Below are 23,531 nucleotides of genomic sequence, written 5' to 3'. Positions count from 1 at the left end.
CTGGATGATTTGTATCTGTGTGTCGTGCTTTGGCTCGGTGGACAGACAGGACGTAGGTCTGCGGCACGACTGAGCTCGCCGAAGTCCGGAGATGGCGTAGCAATGTCTGTATCACGAGAGCTTTTTAGGGAGAGCCTAGTAATCTGATCTTTACCCATAAGTTTGTATCTTCTAGTTTTCGCGATGAACGCGATTCTTTGAGCTCCTCCCCAGCGAAGGGGAGGTGGCCCCGTCTGCGGGGTCGGAGGGGTTTCCGGCGGGTTAGCCCAAAGAATCTGCTCATGTTGCGCGAAACCCTTCCGTCTCGGCGGACCGAGACACCTTCCCTTCGCAGGGAAGGAGCTTTTTTACCACTAACTTCACACATTCTCAACTTATGGGTAAAGCTCAGCCTAGTAATTCATCCCTGACGCTGTTGGTTTTATTTTCAGTCCCTTGGCACAAGGGTAGGGGCTGTGCTCGCGCAGACCGCGAAGGCATTATGCTTACGTAGGTTCCTGAAGTTCAGTAGTAACGGCGGTCTTCGTAAAGGATCTTTATATTTTGCGTTTGCCCCTTTTTTTCTGCCCGTCGTTTCTTGCGCAGAGCGGCTGGAAGCACGCTTCTACTGAGGATTGGGGATGAGTGCTTTGGCTCGGTGGACAGACAGGAATGTCTGTATCACTTCCCACAAAAAAATCCGCCTGTGCGTTCGCAGCAGGCGGATTTCGTGGGAAGTGTGTCAGTTGCGCGTCTCAATCATCAGCATATTCAACGTTCGATGTTCGACGTTGAGTGTTCGACGTTGGTTCGCGCAGCGAACTAGCCTTTGTAGATCTTCAACAGCGCGTCAGCGATTTCCGAAGGGTTGCGGGCGATGGAGACGCCAGCGTCTTCCATGGCTGCGAACTTGGCTTCGGCTGTGCCAGCTCCGTTGGCGGATACGATCGCACCAGCGTGGCCCATGGTGCGGCCCTTGGGTGCAGAGGCACCTGCGATGAATCCAGCGACTGGCTTCTTCACGTGCTCTTTGATGTAAGCGCAGGCTTCTTCTTCAGCACTGCCACCGATTTCACCGATCATGATGATCGCATCGGTGTCAGGGTCTTCGTTGAGCAGTCGCACTGCGTCGAGCTGGGAAGTGCCGTTGATTGGGTCACCACCGATACCGATACAGGTCGATTGGCCGTGGCCGCGCTGTGTGAGTTGGTAAACCGCTTCGTAAGTCAATGTGCCGGAGCGAGAGACCACACCGACGCGACCTGGCTTGTGGATGTAGCCCGGCATGATGCCGATCTTACACTCACCTGGTGTGATGATACCTGGGCAGTTGGGCCCGATCAGGCGTGTCTTCGTGTTGTGGAAGAAGAGGCGACGGCGCACTTCAGCCATGTCGCGGACGGGCACACCTTCGGTGATGCAGATGACGAGAGGAATCTCGGCTTCGATCGCTTCGAGGATGGAGTCTGCGGCGAAGGCCGGTGGGACGTAGATGACGGATACATTGGCACCGTATTCTTTAACCGCTTCGGCGACGGTGTTGCAGACGGGCACTTTGCCCTCCCACAGTTGACCGCCTTTGCCTGGTGTCACACCAGCGACGACGTTGGTGCCGTATTCGATGCACTGTTGTGTGTGAAATGTGCCAGTCTTACCGGTGATACCCTGGACGACTAGACGTGTGTCTTTATTTACAAGAACGCTCATTTTGAAATGTGTGTTTAACTGTGATCGTTGTCAGGATTATGCTTCTGCTTTGACTTGCTCGACGATGATCTCGGCGGCTTGCACAAGGCTGTCTGCTGGAGTGAGGGCGACACCGCTATCGCGGAGGATCTGCTTGCCGGCTTCGACGTTGGTGCCTTCGAGGCGCACAACGAGTGGCACGGTGATGTCGACATTCTTGGCTGCTGCGACGATGCCGCGAGCGATGACGTCACATTTCATGATGCCGCCGAAGATGTTAACGAGGATGCCCTTCACGTTTGGATCAGAAAGGATGATTTTGAAAGCCGCAGTGACTTGGTCTTCGTTCGCGCCGCCACCGACGTCGAGGAAGTTGGCCGGAGAGCCGCCGTAGCTTTGGATGATATCCATCGTCGCCATGGCTAGACCTGCGCCGTTCACCATACATGCGATGTTACCATCGAGTGCGATGTAAGCGAGGTTGTGCTTGGAGGCTTCGATTTCCTTCGGGTCTTCTTCGTTCAGGTCGCGGAGCTGCTGAATTTCAGGATGTTGGAAAATGGCGTTGTCGTCGAAGGAGACCTTGGCATCGAGTGCGCTGAGGTTGCCGGACTTGTCGGTGACCAGTGGGTTGATTTCGACCAGCATCGCATTCTTCTCCCAGAACATCTTGTAGACGCCAGAGAGGATACGAGTGAATTGCTTGACTTGGTCACCTGCGAAACCGAGTGCATAAGCAACTTGGCGAGCTTGGTGGTGACGTAGGCCGAGTGTCGGTGAAATTGGCACACGGATCAGCTTCTCGGGAGTCTTATCAGCGACTTCTTCGATGTCCATGCCACCTTCGGTCGAAGCGATGATGACGGACTGAGCGGTTTCGCGGTCGAGAACGATAGCGAGGTAATACTCGTGGTCGATGTCGCACCCTTCGGTGACGTAGAGTGTCTGCACCTTGCGGCCTTCTGGGCCAGTTTGGGCGGTAACGAGCGTGTTATCCAACATGTGGTTGGCTGCTTCTTTAGCCGCTGCGCGACCTTTAACGACTTTAACGCCACCTTGGTAGCCGTCGGTGAATGTGCCCTTGCCGCGTCCACCTGCGTGGATTTGGGCCTTAACAACGATCATTTCTTCGTCGCTAAGGTGGGAGATTGCTGTGTCGACTTCAATGGAGGTCTGAGCGGCGTAACCGCGTGGGACGGGCACTCCGTATTCCTGAAGAAGGCGTTTTGCCTGATACTCGTGGATGTTCATCTGTTGGGTGTTAGTGTTTTAGACGCAAAAAGGAAGCTTGCTTGATGCCAAGGTTGATCGGTCGGTGCAATCTATTTTATATGAATTTCGAAGAAGAAAAAAATACTTTGAGATGAATTCGATTCATGGTGGGGAGTTGTAGTGAGGGAGTGTTTGCTTGACATCAAGTTATGTGCTGATTGCTTGTGTCGCCAAGGATTATAACCTTGTCCTCTGGATGTTGCTTACAACTTGCAACCCTGCGGGGTTTCGCAATTTGGGCGGGCGATCAGCCCTTTGATCGGTTCTTCGGGGAAGAGCTGTTCGGCGCGGCCGTTGTCGATTAGGTGGTTCTGGCAGACGCGGTCGAGGTCGTCTTTACTTTTAATGCGGCGCATGTCGTGTAGAAACTGCCCGTCGACATCGACGCCGAGGCCGACGAAGTTGAGGAACTTCTTCATGTGATTTACATGACTGAGTTCGTGGCGTTGCTTGTGGCTGGTGGCGTCAAACAAGTCTTCCACATAGTCGCGCACGTCGGCGAGGGTGGGGCGGAAGATGGGCTGGCCGGCGAAATGCTCGCGCAGTTGGCGGAAAATCCACGGGTTACGAATACAAGAGCGACCGATCATGAGGCCTGCGCTCTTGGTTTCGTCGAGCACCCACTGTCCCTTGGCGACGGAAGTGACGTTGCCATTGGCGAGCACGGGGCAGGCGAGTCGCTCGGCGGCGCGTTTGATATATTCGTAGTGCACCTCGCTGCGATAGGCTTCTTTGACGGTGCGGGCATGTAGACTGAGAAGGTCGACGTCGTGCTTTTCGACGAGGTCGAGGATGGTGTCGAAATGTTCGTCGCCATCGAAGCCGATGCGCATCTTGACGGTGAAGCGGCCGCTAATCGCAGCGCGTAGGCAGCCGAGCACTTCGTCGATTTTTGAGGGCTCGCGCAGTAGACCACCGCCGACGTTCTTCTTATACACCTTGGGGGCAGGACAGCCCATGTTCAGGTCGATGCCCGCGACGGGTAGCTGCATTGTTTCGATTTCCTGCACGGTGCGCGCTAGGTCGGGGAGGCTTTCGCCTATCAGCTGAATAAAAACGGGGCGTCCAGTGCCGTGCTCACAGATTGAGTCGATGATGGGCTTCTCCAGCCGCGAGTGGCAGTGCACGCGGAAGAATTCGGTAAACAGCAGGTCAGGCGCACCGTATTTCCCCAGCAGCTTCATGAACGGCAGATTGGTGACGTCCTGCATCGGCGCCAGGGCAGTCCAAGGCTGGCCGGGAATGAGTGGATTTGGAAGTGGATTGAGAGGCATGGGAAGGACGTTGATTTAACCACGAAGGGCACGGAGGCACGGAGGTTTTAGAGAACGATCCGCTTGATGCCATCTTTCAGCACTGGCACGTTGTAGTTGATCAAGAGGCCGACTCGGCAGCCAGTGAGTTTCAAATAAGTCAGTAATTGTGCTTCATGCACAGGTAGTAATTCTCGAACATGCTTATTTTCGATGATGACGCGCCGTTCGACCCAGACGTCTAGCTTTAGGTCGTCGCCGACTTTTTCGCCCTTGTAGGTCAGGGGCAGGTATAGCTGTTGTTTGAATGCATGGCCTCTGAGTGTTAATTCACGGCAAAGGCTCTTCTCGTAAATTTCCTCATAAAGACCAGGTCCCCAATGCTTGTGAACCTCGATCGCACCTCCAATAATTGAGTTTGTCAGTTCTTCTTCTAGCATCGTATGAGTCCTCCGTGTCTCTGTGTCCTCCAGCGCAGCGGGTGGTTTAATTACTCTCCCTCTTTGAGAATCTTCTCGAGGATCTCGGTCATGTCGTCGACTGAATCGAGCACTTGATGCGCGACGTAGAGCGGCTTGCCGCTGCTCAGCGCCAGCACGATGGAATCGCTGGGGCGAGCATCGACTTCGACGATTTTATGGCCGAGCTCGTTTTCCATGGATACGATGAGGCGTGCAAAGAAGGTGCCGTTGTCGACATCGTTGATCACCACGCGTTCGACCTCGGCGCCGAAGCCGTCGAGTAGCGTGACCATTAGGTCGTGCGTCATCGGGCGCTCGGCTTGTTCGCCGTCTACCGCGCGTTGGATGGCTTCGCCGATGGCGCGATCCATGTAGATGACGAAGGTTTTTGCGTCGCTTCCCAAGAAAACGGCACATCCATTTGAGGTGGGCATGACTCCTTTAACGCTGACTGCAACGACGCTGTTATCCATATGATTTGTAGTATGCTTTGAAGCGGAAGGGCTTCAAGTGTATTGGCTGATTGAAAATGTGTTGAAAATAATGTCGCACCAAACGCGACCTCTCCTAAAACCCAAGGCAGTGAATCAAAAAAGCCAGTCAACCAAGCCAAATCTTTACTTAGTGGGATTTATGGGCGTCGGAAAGTCCGCGATCGGGCGCCGTGTCGCGCGTGAGCTGGGCTATAAGTTTCTGGATTCCGATGATTGTATCGAAAAGCAGGCGGGTAAAAAAATTCCTGCCATCTTTGCTTCAGAGGGCGAAGCGCGTTTTCGTGCCTACGAGCGTGAATTCATTGAATCCGGGCATCCGGAAACAGGTTGCGTGGTCTCCTGTGGTGGCGGGCTCGTCGTGCAAGACGGTATGCAGTCGCTGCTCAAATCCAAGGGCGTCGTGATCTGCCTGTTTGCATCGGTAGAGAGCATCATCGAGCGCACGAGTCGGAATAATAATCGACCGCTGCTGAATGTGGAAAATCCCGAGGCACGCATCCGTGAGTTACTGGCCGAGCGCGAGCCGATCTATATGGATTCAGGTGCCTGCATTACCACCGAGAGCCGCACAATTCCCGAAGTGGTGAAGCATATGTTGCGCACCTACCGCACTTGCGCGAAGCGCGATCGGCGGAAATAGCTGAGGCGAGTGTGAGTGGGGGAAGTGATACAGACATTCTTGTCTGTTCTTAGGTTCTGACAGACAGGAATGTCTGTATCACTTCGAATCTCGCCTTGTCATCTGCTGAGGATTGCCGCTTCATGCCCGCATGTCTGTAGACTCAAAAATTCGTTGTGGCGTCGTAGGAACTGGCTCTCTGGGCCAACATCATGCGCGTATCTATGCAGCACTCGATGCGTGTGAGCTGGTCGGTATCGTCGAATCCGACGATGCACGTGCCGTTGAAATGTGTGAAAAGCACAGCTGCAAGCGCTTTGAATCACTCGAAGCGTTGGCCGAAGCCTGCGACGCAGTGAGCGTGGTGGTGCCGACCGATCATCACCGCAATGTTGCTGTGCCGCTGCTCGAAGGTGGTTGCCACCTTCTAATCGAAAAGCCGCTTTGCACGAGTCTCGAAGAGGCGGAGGATATTCTCTCGGCTGCGAAAAAAGCGGGCCGTATCATTCAGGTCGGTCATATTGAGCACTACAACCCAGTCATGGGCTACCTCGAAAATGCGGTGACCAAGCCGCAGTTCATTACCGCTGACCGCCTCGCGCCGTTCAATCCGCGTGGCACCGAAGTGGGCGTGGTGTTGGATTTGATGATTCACGACCTCGGCGTGATTTTGGCACTGGTGCGTTCGCCAATTAAGCAGGTCGATGCGGTGGGCGTGAATGTGCTTTCTGGCAGCGAAGACATCGCCAATGCACGTATTACTTTTGAAAATGGCTGCGTGGCGAACATCAACACCAGTCGTGTCAGTATGAAGAAGGTGCGCGAGATTCGCGTCTTCCAGCCGGCCAACTATCTGTCGCTCGATTTCATGAATCAAACAGGGCACTTCCTGCGTAAAGAAGGTCCAGAGCTCGTGCGCGAAGAAATTCCAATTGAAAAGGATGAGCCTTTGAAGCTCGAGCTCGCTTCGTTCCTCGAAGTCGTGAAGGACGCAGGTCAACCGAAGGTCGGTGCCGAACTCGGCAAGTCTGCGCTCGAACTCGCCATCCAAATAACCGAGCTCATCCACGCAGAGAAATAGATGAGAACGTTGCTGCTGATCGCTTTCCCTCGTAGGGGCTTTGCTTGCGAAGCCCGCGGACGAATGGTGGGCGGCGGTATTTTTGAAATAGGTCGCCGTATCGCGGGTGCCGCAAGCAGCACCCCTACAACATTTCGAAGTTTAGTGTTGGACGTTTAACGTTCAACGTTTTTGACACCATGGCTGAACAACTACCAGCACCTGCTGATTTCGCTGCGCCGATTAACGGACAGCCTGACCTGCTCATCATTGCCGGAGAGCATTCTGGTGATGAGCATGCTGCGCAACTCGTTGCGGATATGCGGGAGACTCACCCCGACCTGAAGGTCGCATGCCTCGGTGGCGTCGAGCTCAAGGCCGAAGGTGCGCAATTACTTTACGACCTGACGGCGGTTTCGATTGTCGGTTTTGCCGAGGTCGTGCGGCACTATGGATTCTTTAAGGCCTTGTTCGATCGCACGCTGGATTGGATTGAGCGTTATCGGCCGAAGCATATTTGTTTTGTCGATTACCCCGGGTTTAACCTGCGGATCGCTGAGCAACTCATGGAGCGTGGCCTCAGTAAAAAAGGCGGTGGCGAGATCGGTATCAGTTTTTATATCGGTCCGCAGGTCTGGGCTTGGAAGGCGAAACGTCGCTTCAAGATGGCACGCACACTGGATCGTCTCGGCGTAATTTTTCCATTCGAAGTGGAGTGCTTTGCCGATACCGAATTGCCGACTGAATTTGTGGGGCATCCGTTCGTGCGTGAAAGCTATGAGATGCCGCTCAGTTACGATGCGACCGCACCGGTGCTGTTGTTGCCGGGAAGTCGCACCGCTGCGGTGGCGCGTATCTTTCCATTGCTGCTCGATGGTTTTCGTTTGGCGCAACAATCCAAGCCTGAGTTGAAAGCAAAGGTGGTGTATCCGAGCCAACGTATTCGCGATGTGCTCGACACTGTGCTTGAACAATATGGAGATTTGAAGGCGTCGATTGAATTTGTGCGCAATGAGGAGAATGGCCTTCCCGCGAGTGCGGTGTTGATGAGTTCGGGCACGATGTCGCTCGCCTGTGCCTTGTCTGCGATCCCTGGTGCGATTGTGTATCGCCTCAATCCGATCAGTTATTGGCTCGGTCGCATGCTGGTAAAGATTCCATATATCGGAATTGCGAACCTGTTGCTCAAGCGTCCGTTGCATCCGGAATTTATCCAAGGCGCCGCGAAGCCAAAGCGTTTAGCGGAGCAAATTCTCACGGCGCTCGATGATCCGAAGGCGAGTCAGGATGCCGCCTCAGGTGCAGCGGAGTTACGTGAATTGTTGAACCCAGGCAGTGATGCCAGCGCCGCGGAGTGGCTGCTGCGCGGCATGGCGGAGTAGATTTGTGATGGCAACTGACGATGCATCAACGAAATGCCCCAAATGCGGTCAATCATTTGCCTGCTGTGTGGAGCAGGGCGGAAAGTGTTGGTGTGCACGCGTTGCGTTGAGCCCCGACGCTCGATCCTATTTAGCTTCGCAATATGACGGCTGCTTGTGCCCGGATTGCTTGAAAGCGATCAACCCGTCGGATTCGATTTGTATTAACAGCATAGGTTGAAGATGAGGACGGCTTGGATACAGTTTATCGTGCTCGGATGTGCGGTCGCTTTATTTAGCGGTTGCCAGTCTTCGGATGTATCGAAGCAGGATGGTTCGGTTGCGGCGAGCGATCTTGAATTGTGGTATTCGCAGCAGGTGACGAAATCGGACTTGTGGCGAATGAATATGCAGTGGGGCCGCAAGTTTTATGAGCCGTGGAAGTATATGGGGACGAAGGACGGGGAGCACTTTCTGTCGATCTATCCTGTTTCAGGTTTTCGAGAAATTTATCGTATCGCTGAGGATGAGTATCCTATCGAGGATCCGTTTGAACTGACTGCACGCTCATCGAAGTGGCGGGAGATCACCGTTTTTTCGTATCTCGGGATTGAGCAGGCACTGATTATTGAAGCGCCCTTATTGGATTTGCCCGACAGGTTCGTGCCGGTCCGTGTGCATGACGGTGATGTCGAAGACCTGTTTATGCAGGACGTGCCGATCTTAGGGGAGTGAGTTGTTGTAGGGGCTTTGCTTGCGAAGCCCGCGATGCCTCGATGTGCTTCGAAAAGAAAGAGCGCAAGGGTGAGGCCAACTCTATCTGCTATAAGCCAATCGCGTTGTCTCGGGCGTCGCAAGCAACGCCCCGACGAAACGTCTACGCCGGGATGATCGACTTCAAATAAATGCGTCCACTCTCTTCGTCTGTAAATTCACCTTCGAGCTGTGCTTCGTAGGCGCGGTCAAGAATTTTGCCGAAGTGGGGGCCGGGCTTGATACCGAGCTCTACGAGGTGACGGCCGAGCAGAATCGGCTTCGGTGCGCTGTCTTGAATGGCAAGTTCGGTGGCTTTATTGAGCAGCCATTCACCTTCTGGGAAGTCGTCGACGACGATCGGCGGGCGACCGCTTTTGTCGGCAAAGGCAACACGAGTGAGACGGTCCACGCGTTTGACGCGTGCGGCGAGTCGGCGGATGGCGGTGTCGCCTGCGCCATCACGATACAGTGCGAGCGGTCGCATGTGTTGCTCCACGAGCGGTAGCACTTCTTCGAATATTTTCTTCTGGCGCGTGAGGCGATCAAGAAACGCGCGGGCGATGGGCACGCCATCGACGTCGTGACGTGGGCTACGGATACGGCCTGTGTCCTTGCAAACGAAACTGGAGACGGGCTTACCCATGTCGTGGCAGAGCACTGCGAGGCCGACGACGAGGTCTTCCCATTCATCGCCAACACGATGCTTTGCATAGGCATCGAGGCAGTGGTAAGTATGCTTCCAGACATCACCCTCCGGGTGCCATTCAGGCTCTTGTTCACAGCCGACGAGTGCTTCGAGTTCCGGGAAATAGGGCAACCAGTTGCAAGTCTGTAAGAAGAGTAAGCCCTTGGAGGGCTGCACGCCTTTGAGAATGAGCTTCTTCCATTCCTCCCATAAACGTTCGGCTGGTAAGTGCTCGGGGGAGAGTTCGCGGCAGAGTGCGATTGTTTCAGGATCGGCGACTAAGTCAAAGCGGGCGATGAACTGCATGCCGCGTAGCACGCGTAGCGGATCTTCTGAAAACGCTTCTGATACATGGTGTAAGCGGCGTGCCTTGAGATCAGTCACGCCGTCATAGGGATCGAGGATTTCTTCCGTCAGTGGGTCGATACTGATGGCGTTGATCGTGAAATCACGACGTGCTGCGGCATCTCGGGGCGACATCGTGGGATCACCTTCAACGACGAAGTCGGTATGCTTCGGGCCGGTGGTGGATTCGCGGCGGGGTAGTGCTAGATCGATATCGTGCCCTTTGATGATGAACACACCGAAGGCGCGTCCAACAGTATCGAGGCGGAATTCTTTTTTAAGCGTGTTCTCAACGTCGTCTGCGCTGAGGCCATACACTTCCATGTCGACATCCTTTGCTGGAATGCCCAGCAGGCCGTCACGCACGCAGCCGCCGACGAGTAACGCGCGGCCGCCAGCAGCTTTGAGTAGCTCAGCGACTTGGGTGCACGCTCTGCGTTGGCGAGGGTCGATATTTTCTAGAATGTTCACTATTAGAGGTCTGAGAGCTGAGGTTGGAGACTTGAGACTTGAGAGGGTTGAGAGCTGAGACTTGAGGTGGGAGACTTGAGGACTGAGAGGTCTGAGGCCTGAGGTTGGAAACTTGAGATTGGAGAGGCCTGAGGTGGGAGACTTGAGAGCTGAGGACGAATTCATTTTAACTCTCATCTCAGGTCTCCCACCTCAAGTTTCAGCTCTCTTATCGAATCGCAGGCCCGCCCCAGTTGAGTTTGTCGCGGACGATGGCGAAGTGTGAGTGGTCGGGGTTTTGCATGAGGCGAAATTTCTTGTCGGCCACGGTCACTGTGAGCGGGAAATTGCCGCAGTCTTCAAAGCGCACGCGCCCATCAATTGTAATACGCGGGCAGGCGGTTTGCTCACCGCACTCAATCGTAATGTTGGTGGAGTGGTCGAAGATCACCGAGCGATTACCAAAGGTGTGTGGGCAGATCGGCGTCATCACGATGGCGCTGACTTTAGGGCCGATGATCGGACCGCCAGCGGATAGATTGTAAGCAGTTGATCCCGTTGGAGTGGAGAATAAGAGGCCGTCGCAATGATACTCTGATACGGGGTTGCCGTTGGCAGATACGCAGAGGCGGATGAGTCCGCTGCCCTGTGTTTCTTTGATCACCACGTCGTTGAGTCCATAGACGCTGTCGCCTTTGGCATTGGTGCAACTGAGCACGGAGCGTTCGGCGATGGAGTAGTTGCCTTGGATGAGTGCAGGTAGGTCTTGGGCGGCTTCGGCTTCGGTAAAAGTCGCGAGGAAGCCGAGCTTTCCGAGATTCACACCAAGCACCGCGGAGCCAGATTCGAGTGCCGCATCGAGGACGCCAAGTAGTGTGCCATCACCACCAATGGCACAGCACAGATCTTGCCCTGTCAGAGCATCTGCGGGGAGTGGGTAGTCTTGTGTGATACGTGTCGTCACGCCTTCGCGCTCGACCAGAGCAGCGAGGCTCTCCGCAACGGCGGCAGCTCCGGGCTTGGATGAGTTGATGGCAAAGGTGATGGATTGAATTGGTTTCATTATAGAGGAGAGGCGTAGTGTGTGTGGCTTTTGCTGCTAAATCAATTCGCGATTGTGGTCTTTGCAGATGGCATCGCAATGTATGTCTCACTTAGGAATAATAATCAGACGTTCTCGCCGAAGTCTTGACCTTTTCGGACTGCACCCCTCTGTTCCTCTTGTGGTTGAAGAACGTTACCTCCTGATTGATGCGTATAATGTCATTTGTGCGACCGATACGCTGCGTAGTGCTTTGCGTGACAATATTGACAGCGCCCGCGATCAACTCACTGAGATGATTTCGTCGATTCACGATGCGGAGGGAGTGCGCACTGCGTTGATCCTTGATAGCCGTAATGACACTTTGGAAGTGGATCATCCGTTCGGTAAGAAAACGTTTGAATTTATCTACGCGCCTGCGTCGTTGTCTGCGGACGGTGTGATCGAACGGATCGTGGCACGTGTGTCGAATCCGGCGGGCGTGACCGTAGTGAGTCATGACAATATGGTGCGTGAATCGATCCGTGCGAACGGCGCAATGGCGATGACACCGGAGGAGTTGTTCGACTGGGCCGCTGCGTGTGATCGGCGCTTAGTGCAAGATGCTCAACGCCGCCGTAAGGAGAACGCCCGCGAGTGGAAGAACGGCTTAGATATTGAGCTGTGAAGATGACAGATACACACGCGCACCATGATTTGTGAAAAGTGCCGCGGCTCAGGCGTATGTGTTGGTTGCTTGGGGAGGGATGGCCTCCGCTGCCTGCTGCGTTCTACGCTGCCGTCATCCGAACCAAAGCACAGAACCAAAGCACCAGCACACCGTAAGACGAGGCGGAGCTCGTCCCTCCCGAATGTGTTGTGTCGATCAATCACAATTCATGATGCGCGCCAGTATAAAAAGCTTTGCGCCTTAGCGTCTTTGCGTGAGAATTACATGAGCGCAGTGATTTACTTCTAACTACTTTTTTTCTCATGCAAACCAACCAAGTCGAAGAAATGCAGGGCTTATACGGGCCGTTCACTCTAACCGAACGTGTGGTGCAGAAGATTTGGTTGCGACAGGACTTTGCGACGGCGGGCTTGTTGACTGTGTCGGGTAAGTCGCTGGTGGTGAAAGATCCAGGGCGCTGGAACCTGCAGGAAGGGCCGGATTTTAAAGAGGCACGCCTGCTAATTGATGGCGTCGAAGTGATCGGCGATGTCGAGGTGCATTTTAATGTGTCCGATTGGCACAGCCATCAACACGAACTGGATCGGAATTTTGACCGCGTGGTGCTGCATCTCGTATTGCACCCGGAGCGTCGTAATCCGAATCCAGTGGTGACGTCTAAAGGGCATTTCCCTGAGTGTCTGTATTTAATGCCGTTGCTGAACCGCGACCTAGAATCGGTCGCGATGGATGAGGCGCTACTAGAACTAGAGCAGCAGGATGAGTTGGAGTGGGTGGCTCGCTTTATTGAACGGCCATTCGAACAGCGTCTGCGGATTTTAGATGAACGAGCAACTGGGCGTTGGTCGCAAAAGTTGAAATATGCGCAGCAACGTTTAGACGCGGAAGGCTGGGAGGGGGCGTGTCACAGCTATGCTTTGGAAGTGTTTGGCTATGCGCGTAACCGTGCGCCGATGCTACGGTTGGCGGCGAAGTATCCCTTGGCGGAGTGGAGCACAGTCGCTGTCAGCACGGAAGAGCGCTTTGCTGAGGAAGCTGAGTATTGGAAACTCAATGGCCTGCGCCCTGCGAATCACCCGCGCCGTCGCCTGGCGCAATATATCGACATGGTGCGGCAGCAGCCGCACTGGCCAGATCGTTTAGCTGAGTGCTTGAAAGCGTTTCCGCGTGTGGATGAGAGTCTGTCGACCGCAGCGTTCCGTAAAACGGTTGGTCTGCCGCAGTTGCGCCGGCAATTGAGTGAGTCCATTTTTAGTGAGGTGCTGGCAGATACGCGCCTCAATACTCTGGTGGTCGATGCGATCTTACCGTTGGCAAGCGCAGCTGGTTTAATTGACGGGCAATCCTATTGGATGCATTGGTCACCAGGCGACAGTCCTGATGCGCTGAGGCGATTCCTCAAGCATGCAGACGTGACCAATCGCCAGAACCCGCAGAGCAACGGCTGGAACCAAGGCGCACTGGCCTTGTTTGTGGAGCGGGGCGGGTGAGCGGTGTTTAGGCCACAAAGAGGCGCGTTTCGAGCGCAGCGACACTCAACCGAAGGGCGAAGCCAAAGACACAAAAAGAAAAGCCCCACCGAAGTGGGGCTTTAAAAACGCTTTCTTACGCCGACGTGCCTGCATAGCAGGCAGTGGTCTGAGGCTCGCGTTACTAACTTTATCTTGATTCCAATTTAGACGGGTTGAATTGTTGTTCTGTTTGGGAGTTACACCAGTCCAATTGACCATGTTTTTGTGCTTCTTTACACGATTTCCCCTCATCCAGTGACCTCTAAAGCTAAATGCATGGAAAATTGGGCTGACCCCATTTCCCCCCCCCGTGGTATATGATCCGCCTGTTGATGTCGTTGCGTGATTAGTCGCTTTGGGCAAAAGTCTTCGGCTTAGGTTCTGTGCTGAGGCTCGGCTGACGGCCGCGTAGAACGCGGCAAGCGCGGAGGCCATCCCTCCCCAAACAACCAATACATACGTGAGAGCCGCATGAGTCGCGGAACTTTTGCGCGTGAGTATCGTTTTAGTCTTCGCAGGGGATGAGTGACTCTGCGGTTTGCACGTATTTTGTAATGCGGGAGGCTTCTTTGCGTAGCGCGCGGAAGTCGCAGTCGATTTGTATGCCATGCCAAAATTCTTCGGATTGCCCGAAGAAGGCACCGAAGCGGATTGACATTTGTGGAGTGATGGAACGCTTGGCGTGCACGATCTCGTTGATGGCATGGGCTCTGGCGTTTTGCGAAATCCCCATTGGCTCAGTGATTGGTCCGCTTAATGGCGCTTAACTATCACACTGTGTCCTTAACAACTCTGCTGCATTCAAAATCATGCTCTTTTCTTTATATTGAAAAATTAAGCGTAGTTAAGCGGACTCGCGTAGCGACTCTGGGACTCTTTAGAAGTGCTGGATCATCGTTTTGAGACCGTCTCCGAGCTCAGATGCCACGTTTAATGGTTCGAGTCTGTGATCGCTTCGACGGAGGTCGCTTTGTTCAGTAGAAACGGCTTTTTGATCCAGCCGATGATGCCGGACTCCTCTTTTTTGACTTCCTCTTCGGCGTCTTTGATGGAGGTCTCCCAGGCTGGGCCGAAACCTGGGGCACGGGTGTTCATCATGCTGAGTGCTTTGTTGTAAACGTGGAGGGTGCGGATGACGTCGCGTCCGGGTTTATCTTTGAGTGCGCTGAGGGCGTCTTTGAGGTTTTGGTTGGTCGCTTTGAGTGCTTCCAGCTCCTTTTTGAGTGATTCGTTGCCCTTGGTGCTGATCTCCATCTGTGTATGTAGGTGCCGTTTGAGCTCGGAAATCTCGCCTTGTAATTTGTCCATCCGTGCGGCGGCGTCGGATTTCTGTGCGAGTGCTTTGAACCATGCGCGAATCCATACGATTAGTGCGATGATCAGGCCGATGCATAGGCCGATCACGATCGGCTGTGAGAATAGATTCTTCAGGGCTTCTTGCATAATTAGAACAGGAGTTGGGAGTTAGGTGTTAGAAGTTAGTCGCTCTTTGGTTCTTGTTCAACTCATCTTCTTCATTGGTTTGCTGGACCATCAAATGGCTTCGCGTTCGCTTTCGACAAAGGAATGTGCCTCTGTTTATTAATGGTGAGTCGTTTTCAATGTTGAGGATTCCTCAGCATTGACGATCTGCTTATCTTTAGGTAAGCATTTTGCCCCATGGCGAGTTTTGATGAGAACATTGTCCGTGAGTATTTCGAATTGAATGGCTTTTTTGCCCGTCAGTTACGAAAGCATGTGGTGCGTTCGCGCAAGAAACCAGTAGAGGAAACGGTGGAGTTACTGGTCTATAATCCATCCGCACCGACGGAGGGAGTGGCTCCCAACTTTCAATTGTTTTCTTCGGACATGGCTTCGATTCGGCAGGCGATCGTGGTGGTGCATGGTTGGCAACATACACGGGTGACGCCAGCGATATTGAAGAGCTCGGCGCGGTTGTTTGATTTTTTAAAGAAGGATGTGCTGAGCCAAGCTGACGCATTATTCGCAGTGGAGGAGGGCGAGTTGGAGGATGCGGCGACTTATCGTAAGGTGCTGGTGCTGCCTGGGTTGCCGACGGCGGAGCCTCAGCGGAGTGAGTGTATCGCGCTATTTAAGGAGCAGGGCGTGGATGGGGTGATTGCGTTTAGCACGATTCTGGAGGATTTACTACGTCATGTGGAAGTGAATCACAGCTATCAAAAGTCTGAGCTCTTGCAGTTGGTGCGGGTGTTGAAGGTCTATGACATGGTGCAGGCTCCGCAGCTGAACCTTTTCTGAGACTTGAGGGCTGAGACTTGAGGGCTGAGGTTTTTCAACGAACAACGAACAACTTCCATTCTTGAGTTCTTCGAAAAGGCGGCATTTGTTACGCGTATGTCGATTCATCCTACTGCTATTGTTTCTGAGACTGCCGTGATTGGGGCAGATTCTGTTGTTGGGCCTCATGCGATCATCGAAGACGGTGCCGTCTTGGGCGAGGGGTGTGTGATTGCTGCGCATGCGATTGTGCGGCACGGGGTGGTGCTTGGAAATGCTGTGCGAGTGGACTCGTTCGCTGTAATCGGAGGTGATCCGCAGTCGTTGACGTTTGATCCAGCGACGGAAAGTGGCGTGGTGATTGGTAATAATGTGGTGATCCGAGAGGGGTGCACCGTGAGTCGCGCGACCAGCAATGGTGCGAATACGGTGGTGGGTGATAATTGTTTTCTAATGGCGCAGGCTCATGTGGCCCACGATTGCCAGGTCGGTAATGACGTTGTGATTGCGAATAATGTAATGCTTGCGGGGCATGTGACTGTGGGGGCAAACGTCTTTATCGGCGGCGGTGCAGGGATTCATCAATTTTGCCGTATTGGCACGTATGCGATGATTGCGGGCAATGCTTCGATCGCGGCGGATGTGCCACCGTATGTCATGGCAGCTGAGCGTAATACCGCGCATGGGCTGAATCTGGTTGGCCTGCGTCGCGGTGGGTTTGATCGCCCTGATATTGCGGATCTGAAAAAATGCTACCGTGCGGTTTATTTCGGTGGTGGGAATTTAAAGAAAAAGGCGGCAGAGGCGGTGCGTGAACACGAGTTTGGCATTACTGCCACGGGTGCGCGCTTCTTGGCGTTTTTCGAACATGGCAAGCGCGGTTTCGTGCAGTCCACTCAGGATGCATCCTAAGTGATGGCTGATGTCTAATGTGTGATGAATAATTCGGAGATGAGTCTTCCGTTGGCGATTACTTGTGGTGATCCTGCTGGGATTGGGCCAGAGGTGATTGCGACTGCGCTGCGCAATGAGTCGGAGCGTGGGCGAGATTGTGTGCTCATCGGGGCTGCTAGTTGGGCGGAGCCTTTGGCCGCGGAACTTGGCATCGGGTTTGAGGCGATTGGCGCGGCGGGCTTTTCGGCGGTGGCCGGGCAGCCGTCACTTGACGGGGCGCAGGTGGCATTGGCGGCTTTACAAACTGCTGCGCAAGGCTGTGTGGATGGGCGCTTTCGTGGTGTGGTATCGGGGCCGGTGAGTAAGCATTGGTTGCAGCAGGTTGGTTTTAAGCATCCCGGGCAGACGGAGTTTTTTGCAGAGGCGTGGGGTGGAGCGCCGACGATGGGATTCGTTGGTAATGAATTGCGCGTCGTTTTGGCGACTTGGCATATACCGTTGCGTGACGTGGCGGATGCGTTGACGGCGGATTGCCTTGAGTTGGCTGTGCGTCGTGCAGATGCACTCGCGAAGTCCTTTGGTGTGGAGATGCCGCGCATCGGAGTTTGCGGGGTGAATCCGCATGCCGGCGAAGGTGGGATATTGGGAATCGAGGAACGCGATGTGCTCGATCCAGCGTTGGATCGCTTACGTGCTGAGATGCCTGGACTGTCGAAGTGTTTGCCGGGCGATACGGTATTTTTTCGTCAACGTCGTGGTGAGTTTGATGTGGTGGTTTCGGCCTATCACGATCAGGGCTTGGCGGCGGTGAAGACTTTGGAATTTGATGCGGCAGTGAATGTGACGCTCGGCTTGCCGCATGTGCGCACGAGTCCGGATCATGGCACGGCCTTTGATCTCGCTGGGCAAGGTTTGGCAGACTGTGGTAGCTTTGCCGCGGCACTTTCTGTCGCTCGGCAGTTGACTGGTTCGAAAAGCTGACTACTGAAATTGGGAAAAGCTGAAATACTGAAAACCTGAAACGGTTGAGTTGGAGGCCCGCCGAAGCGGTTAAGAGAGCTGATATTGATAATGACTGAAGATATAAAAACTGAGCTGCCTGAAGGCGTTCGCGAAGGAAACGAGACGCTGATTTTAGTGACGGAGCCAGCAGGTGCGAAGCTGCAGGCCTTGATCGCGCGTGAGCAGAAGGGCGAATATCTACGCGTCAAAATCACGGGTGGCGGCTGTAATGGGCTGAGCTATAAGATGAAATTTGTGAAGGATACGAAGCGTGGTGACATTCTAGTGCGTTCATCGGGTGCGCAGATCTTGGTTGATACGAAGAGTGCGCTGTATTTACGCGGCACGCATCTGGACTTTTCCGATAAAATGGTCGGTGGTGGGTTCAAATTCAGCAACCCGAATGCGAAATCCAGCTGTAGCTGCGGCGAGAGCTTTAGCATCTAAGTGAGGCGCGAGTGTTAAATGCTTGGTGGAAAGGGGCGAAAAGAGTTGAAATGCAAGATTCTTCCAGCCAACCTCGGATTTCTTGTATGGTTATCCAACCAAAGTCTATGACGAGCTAAAGTGATTTTTCGGAGCGGCACGAAGCAGTTCCCACTTTCGCATAGGTTATCTGATCGAATTCCGATGCAAGACGTTTATCTAAAAATCAGTTAATGCCAAAATACCCGAATAATCGCGGTCGCTATCAGAACCGTAACCGTGGACCTAAAGGTCTCAGAAGAAATGATCGTATCCGCGCGACAGAAGTGCGCGTGATCGGCCCAGAGGGCACTAACCTTGGTGTGATGCCGCCTCGTAAGGCGCTTGAGCTCGCACAAAAGGTAGGGCTCGACTTGATTGAGATTTCGCCAGCAGCGCGTCCTCCAGTCTGTCGTATTTTAGACTTCGGTAAGTTCCTCTATGAGGAAAGCAAGAAGCAGAAGGAAACCAAGCAGCAGGCGACGAAGCTTAAGGAAATCAAATTCCGCGTGCGTATTGGTGACCATGACTTTGAAACAAAGCTGCGTCGTGCAGAAGGTTTCCTCAACCATGGCCACAAGGTGAAGCTGACGCTTCAGTTCCGTGGACGTGAAAACGAGCACCGCGATCTAGGCTTTGTCCGAGTGAATCTTGCTAAAGATGAACTTGCAGGTATCGCCACTGCAGATTCTGAGCCTCGCTTGGTTGGTCGTCAGGTCGCGCTCATTCTGTCTCCATTGCCTGAAGGCAAGCGCGTCTTGAAGTTCAACCATCCTGATCATGAGTATGATGATCGTGATGATAGTGAGATCGAGGAGCACGACGACGAGGAAGACGAAGAAGTCGAATCCTAGTTTCGATGTGTGTCGGAGCCCTTCCAGTTAAGGTAGGCCGACGCATGTCTCGTTACATTTTACAAAGCTTAGCGCTGCTTGCGGCGCTAAGCTTTTTTGTGCCCGCATCCTTGTCGGCGCGCCAGATTCAGGTGGGTGGGCAGCCGTATGTGGATTTGGCGACAGTGGGGAAGGGATTCGGTATGCAGCCGTATTGGTTGCAGGGATATAAGACCTATCGTCTTCGCAGTAAATGGACGACGATCGATGTCGGGAAGAATGGGCGCACTTTATATATCAATCGATTGCCAGTGGTGTTGGGGTTTCCGACGGTGGAATCGAACGGGCAGCTGTTTATTGCGACTGCGGATTATCAGCATGTGTTGCAGCCGATTCTGACACCGCAGGCATTTAAGAATCCCCCTGGAATTCGGCGGATTGTGATCGATGCCGGGCACGGAGGCAAAGATAGTGGCGCACGTAATGATGCCTACGGATTGTTGGAGAAGAATTTAACGCTGGATGTGGCGCGGCGGGTGAGGTCGCTACTGGAACGATCTGGCTTTGAGGTCGTGATGACACGTGACAGTGATGTGTATATTCCACTAGCTCAGAGGCCTCAGGTGGCGAATCGAGCGAAGGCGGATTTGTTTGTGAGTTTGCATTTCAATGCTGCGGGATCGACTGCGGCATCTGGTTTCGAATCGTATGCGCTGACGCCTCAGCATCAGGCCTCTTCGAAATACCCGCGACCGACTACGAAAGATGCGATTCGTTATAATGGGAATGATTATGATCCGTGGAATGCGCTGCTCACGTATCATGTGGAGCGGGCGTTGGTGCAGCGTTTGGGCGGCCCTGATCGTGGTATGAAGCGTGCGCGCTGGTCGGTGTTGAAGGATTTGGAGTGCCCGGGCGTGCTGACTGAGCTGGGATTTGTCTCGCATGCAGAAACTGCCAAGAAATTACGGTCGCCGGCTTTTCGGCAAACACTTGCCCAAAGTCTGTGTGACGGCATAGTGGCTTATCGAAAACGACTTCAACGTATCCAATAACTTTATGTCTTTTAGAAAAATTTCCTTATCTATTGTTGGTCTTATGTGTGTCGGTGCAGTCGCTCTTGTTCGGTTGGCTGCGGACGAGGCAGATCATGTGGTGGTGCTGGTAAATACCAACGATAGCGGCTCGGCCGACATTGCTAAGTATTATACAGAGCAGCGGGGGATACCGTCGGAGAATATTATCGCGCTAGATATGCCGACGAAGGAAACGGTGTCGGTGCGTGAGTTTGTGGATGCGATATACAATCCGCTGCTGAATGCCTTGATTGACAAGAATTGGATGACCGCAGTGAAGGCGACAGGGCGGGATATCGTCGGTCGTGAGCGTGTGTCGATTGCGACGCATAAGATCAGCTATCTCGTAACGACGCGGGGCGTGCCGCTGAGGATCGCGAATGATTCGACGCTGTTGGAGGCGAACTTGGGACAGTTGCCGAAGCAGTTTCAGGTGAATAATGGTTCGGTCGATGGCGAACTGGCTTTGTTAGCGTCACCGGCAAATTTGCCGATGACTGCATTTGTGCCGAATCCATTGTTCTCGAACATCAAACCGACCCGCTTGGACGCGAAGCGTGTGATTCGAGTCAGCCGTCTGGATGGGCCGAGCGTCGAGTCCGTCACCGACTTGATCGAGCGGAGCATGCAGGCTGAGGCAGAGGGGCTGATCGGGCGTGCGTATTTCGATATTGGCGGGCCGCATGCGAAGGGAGATGAATGGATGAATGCGGCGGGCGATCTCGCGGTGAAGGCATTTTTCGATACCGATTTTGAGAAGACAAAACGAGCGATGGATGGTCGTGATCGCTACGATGCGCCTGCGATTTATATGGGCTGGTATCGCCAGAATGCGTATGGGCCATGGCGTGAGGCGAAGTGGTCGGTGCCGCCGGGGGCGATCGGATTTCACCTTCATAGTTTTTCGGGCACGACTGTGCGTTCGACGAGTAAGGGGTGGCTCGGGGCTTTTGTAAGTCAGGGATACTGTGCGACGGTGGGCAATGTATATGAGCCGTATCTTGAGTATACGCACCATCCGCAGATGCTGCTGGAGGCGTTGCTCGAGGGGCATACCTTTGGTGAGGCGGTGATGTTTAGTAATCCAGCGTTGAGTTGGCAGGGGGTGGCGATCGGTGATCCGTTGTATCGTCCATTCAAAGTTGGGTTGGATGCGCAGTTGAAAGAGTCGATGAAGTCTCCTTTTAGCGCGTATCTTTGCCTGCGGCAGATCAATCGTCTCGAAGCCGAAGGCAAGACGGATGAGGCCTTGTCCTTTGCGCGGACACAGTTGGTTCGCCAGCCGTCGTTACCTTTGGCCTATAAGTTGGCAACGCTGTATGCAGCAGCAGGGGAGGATCAGAAGGCGGTAGAAGCGTTGAGAGTGGTTCGCTACATCACAGTGTTCTCGCGTGAAGACGTGGTGTTGGTGCAACAAATCGCAAGTTTCCTAAATAAGCACAACGAGAGCGGGCTGGCGCTCGATTTATATAAAAAACTGATCGATCAACAGGGTTTGGAGAAGGCGCTACGGATTTCCTTACTCGAGGGCGGTGCCAAAATTGCGTTGAGCCAGGGAGATGCGGGCCTGTCCTCAAACTGGACGCTGACTGCGCGGAAGTTGAAGGTGCCGCCTGCAAAAAAGAAGTAAGCAATGGGCTAGGGAGTTGGTGTTTTTATTTCTTATCATTAGTTCTTGACTCAAGAACTAATAATAAGAATAACTCGTTTACTTTCTTAAGGATGCTGTTTGTATCCGATCCTTCATTTTTATGAGCGCACCCGAAAACATACACACAGAATTTCACCGCATGCTTGGTCGCGACGCCAAGGAGGCGCAATTGCGTCAACGTGGGCACGTGTTCTGGTTTTATGGGCTTTCGGGGTCGGGCAAGAGCACACTCGCGAATGCCGTGGAGCGAAAACTGACCGAGCGTGGTATTTTTACCAAGATTTTGGATGGAGATAATATTCGCAGCGGTTTGAACAGCGACCTCGGTTTCTCTGATGCAGATCGCCAGGAGAATATTCGCCGGATATCCGAAGTGGCTCGTCTCTTCTTAGACGCTGGTATGGTGGTGTTTACGTCCTTTATTACTCCGAAACGCGACTTGCGTGCAACCGCTGGCGAGATCGTCGGTGCGGAGGACTTTACTCCGGTTTACGTGCAGGCATCCTTCGAGACGTGCGCCGAGCGCGATGTCAAAGGCCTGTATGCCAAAGCCGCAGCGGGTGGTGTGAAGCACTTTACCGGGAAAGATTCCTCTTTTGAGGAACCCGCCGAAGATGACAATGACTGGATTATTTCCACTGACTCTCAGACTGAAGAAGAGTCGATCAACGAACTTTTAGAGCGTATCCTGCCGCTCATTCAAAGCAGCGCTCACTCCTAAACACGCTTTCTTCTACATTTATATATAAGAACGATGCACAACGACTACACAATCACACACCTCAAACAGCTTGAGTCCGAAGCGATCTACGTCCTTCGCGAGACTGCTGCACAGTTTGAGAAACCAGTCCTGCTCTTTTCCGGTGGTAAAGACTCTATCGTCATGGCGCACCTCGCTAGAAAGGCTTTCTGGCCAGCGAAGTTGCCATTCCAGTTGTTGCACGTTGATACGGGCCATAACTTCCCGGAAACCATGGAGTTTCGCGATAAGTATGTCGCAGAGTTGGGCGCCGATCTGATTGTCGGCTCTGTGCAAAAAGCGATCGACGAAGGTAAGGTCGTCGAAGAGAAGGGCGCACGTGCGAGCCGTAATGGTCTGCAAACTGTAGCACTGCTCGAAGCGCTTGAAGAGGGTCAATACGACGCCGCTCTCGGTGGTGGTCGTCGCGATGAAGAAAAGGCGCGTGCAAAAGAGCGTTTCTTCTCGCACCGCGATGCCTTCGGTCAATGGGATCCGAAGAACCAACGCCCAGAGCTGTGGAATATTTTCAACGGTCGCAAGCAGCACGGTGAGCACTTCCGTGTCTTCCCGCTCAGTAACTGGACGGAGATGGACATCTGGCAATACATCAAGGCCGAGGAAATCGAACTGCCGCACCTTTATTTTACTCACGAGCGTGACTGCTTCATTCGTGACGGTGTGATCATGGGCGTCTGTGACTTTATCGAGCTCCTCCCCGGTGAGAAGGTTGAGAAGATGACTGTTCGTTTCCGCACCATTGGTGATGCGACATGCACGGGTGCATGTCTCTCCACTGCGGATAACCTCGATGACATCATCGACGAAGTCGCTGCGGCGCGTCAGACCGAGCGTGGCACACGTGCCGATGACAAGCGTTCTGAAACCGCGATGGAAGACCGTAAGAAACAGGGATACTTTTAGAATTAGGAATTACGAATTAGGAATTACGAAAACTTCCAATTCATTTAACTTTCCCACTTTTATAC

General features: G+C 53.5%; 24 protein-coding genes. 15 read left to right on the top strand and 9 right to left on the bottom strand.

The features are described from left to right. Positions 1 to 801: 801 nt before the first annotated feature. From sucD to GZZ87_RS01300, 5 genes are all read right to left on the bottom strand, one after another. Positions 802 to 1,686 carry a succinate--CoA ligase subunit alpha gene (sucD, locus tag GZZ87_RS01320; protein WP_162027195.1) on the bottom strand — a complete coding sequence of 295 codons (885 nt, stop codon included), beginning with the start codon at positions 1,684 to 1,686 and terminating at the stop codon, positions 802 to 804. 36 nt (positions 1,687 to 1,722) lie between these two features. Then, positions 1,723 to 2,916, bottom strand: coding sequence for an ADP-forming succinate--CoA ligase subunit beta (sucC, locus tag GZZ87_RS01315; protein ID WP_162027194.1), 1,194 nt, complete (start codon positions 2,914 to 2,916; stop codon positions 1,723 to 1,725). A gap of 224 nt (positions 2,917 to 3,140) precedes the next feature. After that, positions 3,141 to 4,211 carry a tRNA-dihydrouridine synthase family protein gene (locus tag GZZ87_RS01310; protein WP_162027193.1) on the bottom strand — a complete coding sequence of 357 codons (1,071 nt, stop codon included), beginning with the start codon at positions 4,209 to 4,211 and terminating at the stop codon, positions 3,141 to 3,143. A gap of 47 nt (positions 4,212 to 4,258) precedes the next feature. Continuing rightward, positions 4,259 to 4,630 carry a GxxExxY protein gene (locus GZZ87_RS01305; protein WP_162027192.1) on the bottom strand — a complete coding sequence of 124 codons (372 nt, stop codon included), beginning with the start codon at positions 4,628 to 4,630 and terminating at the stop codon, positions 4,259 to 4,261. Between the two features lie 50 nt (positions 4,631 to 4,680). Beyond that, entirely contained in the window at positions 4,681 to 5,124 is a 444-nt protein-coding gene (locus GZZ87_RS01300) for a bifunctional nuclease family protein (protein WP_162027191.1), read from the bottom strand. 109 nt (positions 5,125 to 5,233) lie between these two features. Between GZZ87_RS01300 and GZZ87_RS01295 the strand changes: the two genes are divergently transcribed. The 4 genes from GZZ87_RS01295 (at position 5,234) to GZZ87_RS01275 (ending at position 8,920) form a co-directional block, all read left to right on the top strand. After that, entirely contained in the window at positions 5,234 to 5,785 is a 552-nt protein-coding gene (locus tag GZZ87_RS01295; RefSeq protein WP_244648142.1) for a shikimate kinase, read from the top strand. Positions 5,786 to 5,915: 130 nt separating this feature from the next. Continuing rightward, complete coding sequence (locus GZZ87_RS01290; RefSeq protein ID WP_162027189.1) at positions 5,916 to 6,845, top strand: Gfo/Idh/MocA family oxidoreductase; 930 nt, start codon at positions 5,916 to 5,918, stop codon at positions 6,843 to 6,845. 179 nt (positions 6,846 to 7,024) lie between these two features. Further along, entirely contained in the window at positions 7,025 to 8,206 is a 1,182-nt protein-coding gene (gene lpxB / locus GZZ87_RS01285) for a lipid-A-disaccharide synthase (RefSeq protein WP_162027188.1), read from the top strand. 222 nt (positions 8,207 to 8,428) lie between these two features. Continuing rightward, complete coding sequence (locus tag GZZ87_RS01275; protein ID WP_162027186.1) at positions 8,429 to 8,920, top strand: hypothetical protein; 492 nt, start codon at positions 8,429 to 8,431, stop codon at positions 8,918 to 8,920. A gap of 142 nt (positions 8,921 to 9,062) precedes the next feature. Here GZZ87_RS01275 and GZZ87_RS01270 read toward each other — a convergent pair whose 3' ends face one another. Continuing rightward, positions 9,063 to 10,442 (bottom strand): HD domain-containing protein, encoded by a 1,380-nt coding sequence (locus GZZ87_RS01270; RefSeq protein WP_244648141.1) that lies wholly within the window; start codon positions 10,440 to 10,442, stop codon positions 9,063 to 9,065. A 208-nt stretch (positions 10,443 to 10,650) separates the two neighbouring features. Then, positions 10,651 to 11,484 (bottom strand): NAD(+)/NADH kinase, encoded by an 834-nt coding sequence (locus GZZ87_RS01265; RefSeq protein WP_162027184.1) that lies wholly within the window; start codon positions 11,482 to 11,484, stop codon positions 10,651 to 10,653. A gap of 160 nt (positions 11,485 to 11,644) precedes the next feature. Between GZZ87_RS01265 and GZZ87_RS01260 the strand changes: the two genes are divergently transcribed. Together GZZ87_RS01260 and GZZ87_RS01255 are read left to right on the top strand one after the other, a co-directional pair. Continuing rightward, a complete protein-coding gene (locus GZZ87_RS01260) occupies positions 11,645 to 12,130 on the top strand; it encodes an NYN domain-containing protein (protein WP_162027183.1) in 486 nt (161 codons plus the stop codon). A gap of 305 nt (positions 12,131 to 12,435) precedes the next feature. After that, on the top strand, positions 12,436 to 13,623 hold the full coding sequence (locus GZZ87_RS01255; RefSeq protein ID WP_162027182.1) for a DUF2851 family protein: 1,188 nt from the start codon (positions 12,436 to 12,438) through the stop codon (positions 13,621 to 13,623). Between the two features lie 526 nt (positions 13,624 to 14,149). On the opposite strand, the gene GZZ87_RS01250 is transcribed toward GZZ87_RS01255, so the two are convergent. Then, positions 14,150 to 14,377: an addiction module antidote protein, HigA family gene (locus tag GZZ87_RS01250; RefSeq protein ID WP_162027181.1), complete on the bottom strand. Its 228-nt coding sequence runs from the start codon at positions 14,375 to 14,377 to the stop codon at positions 14,150 to 14,152. 197 nt (positions 14,378 to 14,574) lie between these two features. Then, positions 14,575 to 15,087, bottom strand: coding sequence for a hypothetical protein (locus GZZ87_RS01245; protein ID WP_162027180.1), 513 nt, complete (start codon positions 15,085 to 15,087; stop codon positions 14,575 to 14,577). A 216-nt stretch (positions 15,088 to 15,303) separates the two neighbouring features. Here GZZ87_RS01245 and GZZ87_RS01240 point away from each other — a divergent pair, with 216 nt between their 5' ends. From GZZ87_RS01240 to cysD, 9 genes are all read left to right on the top strand, one after another. After that, positions 15,304 to 15,903, top strand: coding sequence for a hypothetical protein (locus tag GZZ87_RS01240; protein ID WP_162027179.1), 600 nt, complete (start codon positions 15,304 to 15,306; stop codon positions 15,901 to 15,903). A 96-nt stretch (positions 15,904 to 15,999) separates the two neighbouring features. Next, the gene (gene lpxA, locus GZZ87_RS01235; protein WP_162027178.1) at positions 16,000 to 16,794 is read left to right on the top strand and encodes an acyl-ACP--UDP-N-acetylglucosamine O-acyltransferase; all 795 of its coding nucleotides are present in this window, start codon (positions 16,000 to 16,002) and stop codon (positions 16,792 to 16,794) included. Positions 16,795 to 16,818: 24 nt separating this feature from the next. Continuing rightward, entirely contained in the window at positions 16,819 to 17,757 is a 939-nt protein-coding gene (gene pdxA, locus GZZ87_RS01230) for a 4-hydroxythreonine-4-phosphate dehydrogenase PdxA (protein ID WP_162027177.1), read from the top strand. 90 nt (positions 17,758 to 17,847) lie between these two features. Beyond that, on the top strand, positions 17,848 to 18,225 hold the full coding sequence (locus GZZ87_RS01225; protein WP_162027176.1) for an iron-sulfur cluster assembly accessory protein: 378 nt from the start codon (positions 17,848 to 17,850) through the stop codon (positions 18,223 to 18,225). A 212-nt stretch (positions 18,226 to 18,437) separates the two neighbouring features. After that, on the top strand, positions 18,438 to 19,097 hold the full coding sequence (gene infC, locus GZZ87_RS01220; RefSeq protein WP_162027175.1) for a translation initiation factor IF-3: 660 nt from the start codon (positions 18,438 to 18,440) through the stop codon (positions 19,095 to 19,097). Between the two features lie 44 nt (positions 19,098 to 19,141). Further along, entirely contained in the window at positions 19,142 to 20,131 is a 990-nt protein-coding gene (locus tag GZZ87_RS01215) for an N-acetylmuramoyl-L-alanine amidase (RefSeq protein ID WP_162027174.1), read from the top strand. Positions 20,132 to 20,135: 4 nt separating this feature from the next. After that, positions 20,136 to 21,782: a TIGR03790 family protein gene (locus GZZ87_RS01210; protein ID WP_162027173.1), complete on the top strand. Its 1,647-nt coding sequence runs from the start codon at positions 20,136 to 20,138 to the stop codon at positions 21,780 to 21,782. Between the two features lie 121 nt (positions 21,783 to 21,903). Beyond that, positions 21,904 to 22,524, top strand: coding sequence for an adenylyl-sulfate kinase (gene cysC / locus GZZ87_RS01205; protein ID WP_162027172.1), 621 nt, complete (start codon positions 21,904 to 21,906; stop codon positions 22,522 to 22,524). 33 nt (positions 22,525 to 22,557) lie between these two features. Next, positions 22,558 to 23,466 carry a sulfate adenylyltransferase subunit CysD gene (cysD, locus tag GZZ87_RS01200; protein WP_162027171.1) on the top strand — a complete coding sequence of 303 codons (909 nt, stop codon included), beginning with the start codon at positions 22,558 to 22,560 and terminating at the stop codon, positions 23,464 to 23,466. Positions 23,467 to 23,531 lie beyond the last annotated feature (65 nt).

Source organism: Lentimonas sp. CC4, assembly GCF_902728235.1.
In the GTDB taxonomy this organism is placed as follows: domain Bacteria; phylum Verrucomicrobiota; class Verrucomicrobiia; order Opitutales; family Coraliomargaritaceae; genus Lentimonas.
The sequence above is the reverse complement of the archived record's forward strand: the minus strand, read 5'-3'. Positions and strand labels throughout refer to the sequence as shown.

Bases quoted from the DNA above. Each gene is read 5' to 3' on its own strand.
- sucD (WP_162027195.1), bottom strand. From the start codon at position 1,686: ATGAGCGTTCTTGTAAATAAAGACACACGTCTAGTCGTCCAGGGTATC.
- sucC (WP_162027194.1), bottom strand. From the start codon at position 2,916: ATGAACATCCACGAGTATCAGGCAAAACGCCTTCTTCAGGAATACGGA.
- GZZ87_RS01310 (WP_162027193.1), bottom strand. From the start codon at position 4,211: ATGCCTCTCAATCCACTTCCAAATCCACTCATTCCCGGCCAGCCTTGG.
- GZZ87_RS01305 (WP_162027192.1), bottom strand. From the start codon at position 4,630: ATGCTAGAAGAAGAACTGACAAACTCAATTATTGGAGGTGCGATCGAG.
- GZZ87_RS01300 (WP_162027191.1), bottom strand. From the start codon at position 5,124: ATGGATAACAGCGTCGTTGCAGTCAGCGTTAAAGGAGTCATGCCCACC.
- GZZ87_RS01290 (WP_162027189.1), top strand. From the start codon at position 5,916: ATGTCTGTAGACTCAAAAATTCGTTGTGGCGTCGTAGGAACTGGCTCT.
- lpxB (WP_162027188.1), top strand. From the start codon at position 7,025: ATGGCTGAACAACTACCAGCACCTGCTGATTTCGCTGCGCCGATTAAC.
- GZZ87_RS01275 (WP_162027186.1), top strand. From the start codon at position 8,429: ATGAGGACGGCTTGGATACAGTTTATCGTGCTCGGATGTGCGGTCGCT.
- GZZ87_RS01265 (WP_162027184.1), bottom strand. From the start codon at position 11,484: ATGAAACCAATTCAATCCATCACCTTTGCCATCAACTCATCCAAGCCC.
- GZZ87_RS01255 (WP_162027182.1), top strand. From the start codon at position 12,436: ATGCAAACCAACCAAGTCGAAGAAATGCAGGGCTTATACGGGCCGTTC.
- GZZ87_RS01250 (WP_162027181.1), bottom strand. From the start codon at position 14,377: ATGGGGATTTCGCAAAACGCCAGAGCCCATGCCATCAACGAGATCGTG.
- GZZ87_RS01245 (WP_162027180.1), bottom strand. From the start codon at position 15,087: ATGCAAGAAGCCCTGAAGAATCTATTCTCACAGCCGATCGTGATCGGC.
- GZZ87_RS01240 (WP_162027179.1), top strand. From the start codon at position 15,304: ATGGCGAGTTTTGATGAGAACATTGTCCGTGAGTATTTCGAATTGAAT.
- lpxA (WP_162027178.1), top strand. From the start codon at position 16,000: ATGTCGATTCATCCTACTGCTATTGTTTCTGAGACTGCCGTGATTGGG.
- pdxA (WP_162027177.1), top strand. From the start codon at position 16,819: ATGAATAATTCGGAGATGAGTCTTCCGTTGGCGATTACTTGTGGTGAT.
- GZZ87_RS01225 (WP_162027176.1), top strand. From the start codon at position 17,848: ATGACTGAAGATATAAAAACTGAGCTGCCTGAAGGCGTTCGCGAAGGA.
- infC (WP_162027175.1), top strand. From the start codon at position 18,438: ATGCCAAAATACCCGAATAATCGCGGTCGCTATCAGAACCGTAACCGT.
- GZZ87_RS01215 (WP_162027174.1), top strand. From the start codon at position 19,142: ATGTCTCGTTACATTTTACAAAGCTTAGCGCTGCTTGCGGCGCTAAGC.
- GZZ87_RS01210 (WP_162027173.1), top strand. From the start codon at position 20,136: ATGTCTTTTAGAAAAATTTCCTTATCTATTGTTGGTCTTATGTGTGTC.
- cysC (WP_162027172.1), top strand. From the start codon at position 21,904: ATGAGCGCACCCGAAAACATACACACAGAATTTCACCGCATGCTTGGT.
- cysD (WP_162027171.1), top strand. From the start codon at position 22,558: ATGCACAACGACTACACAATCACACACCTCAAACAGCTTGAGTCCGAA.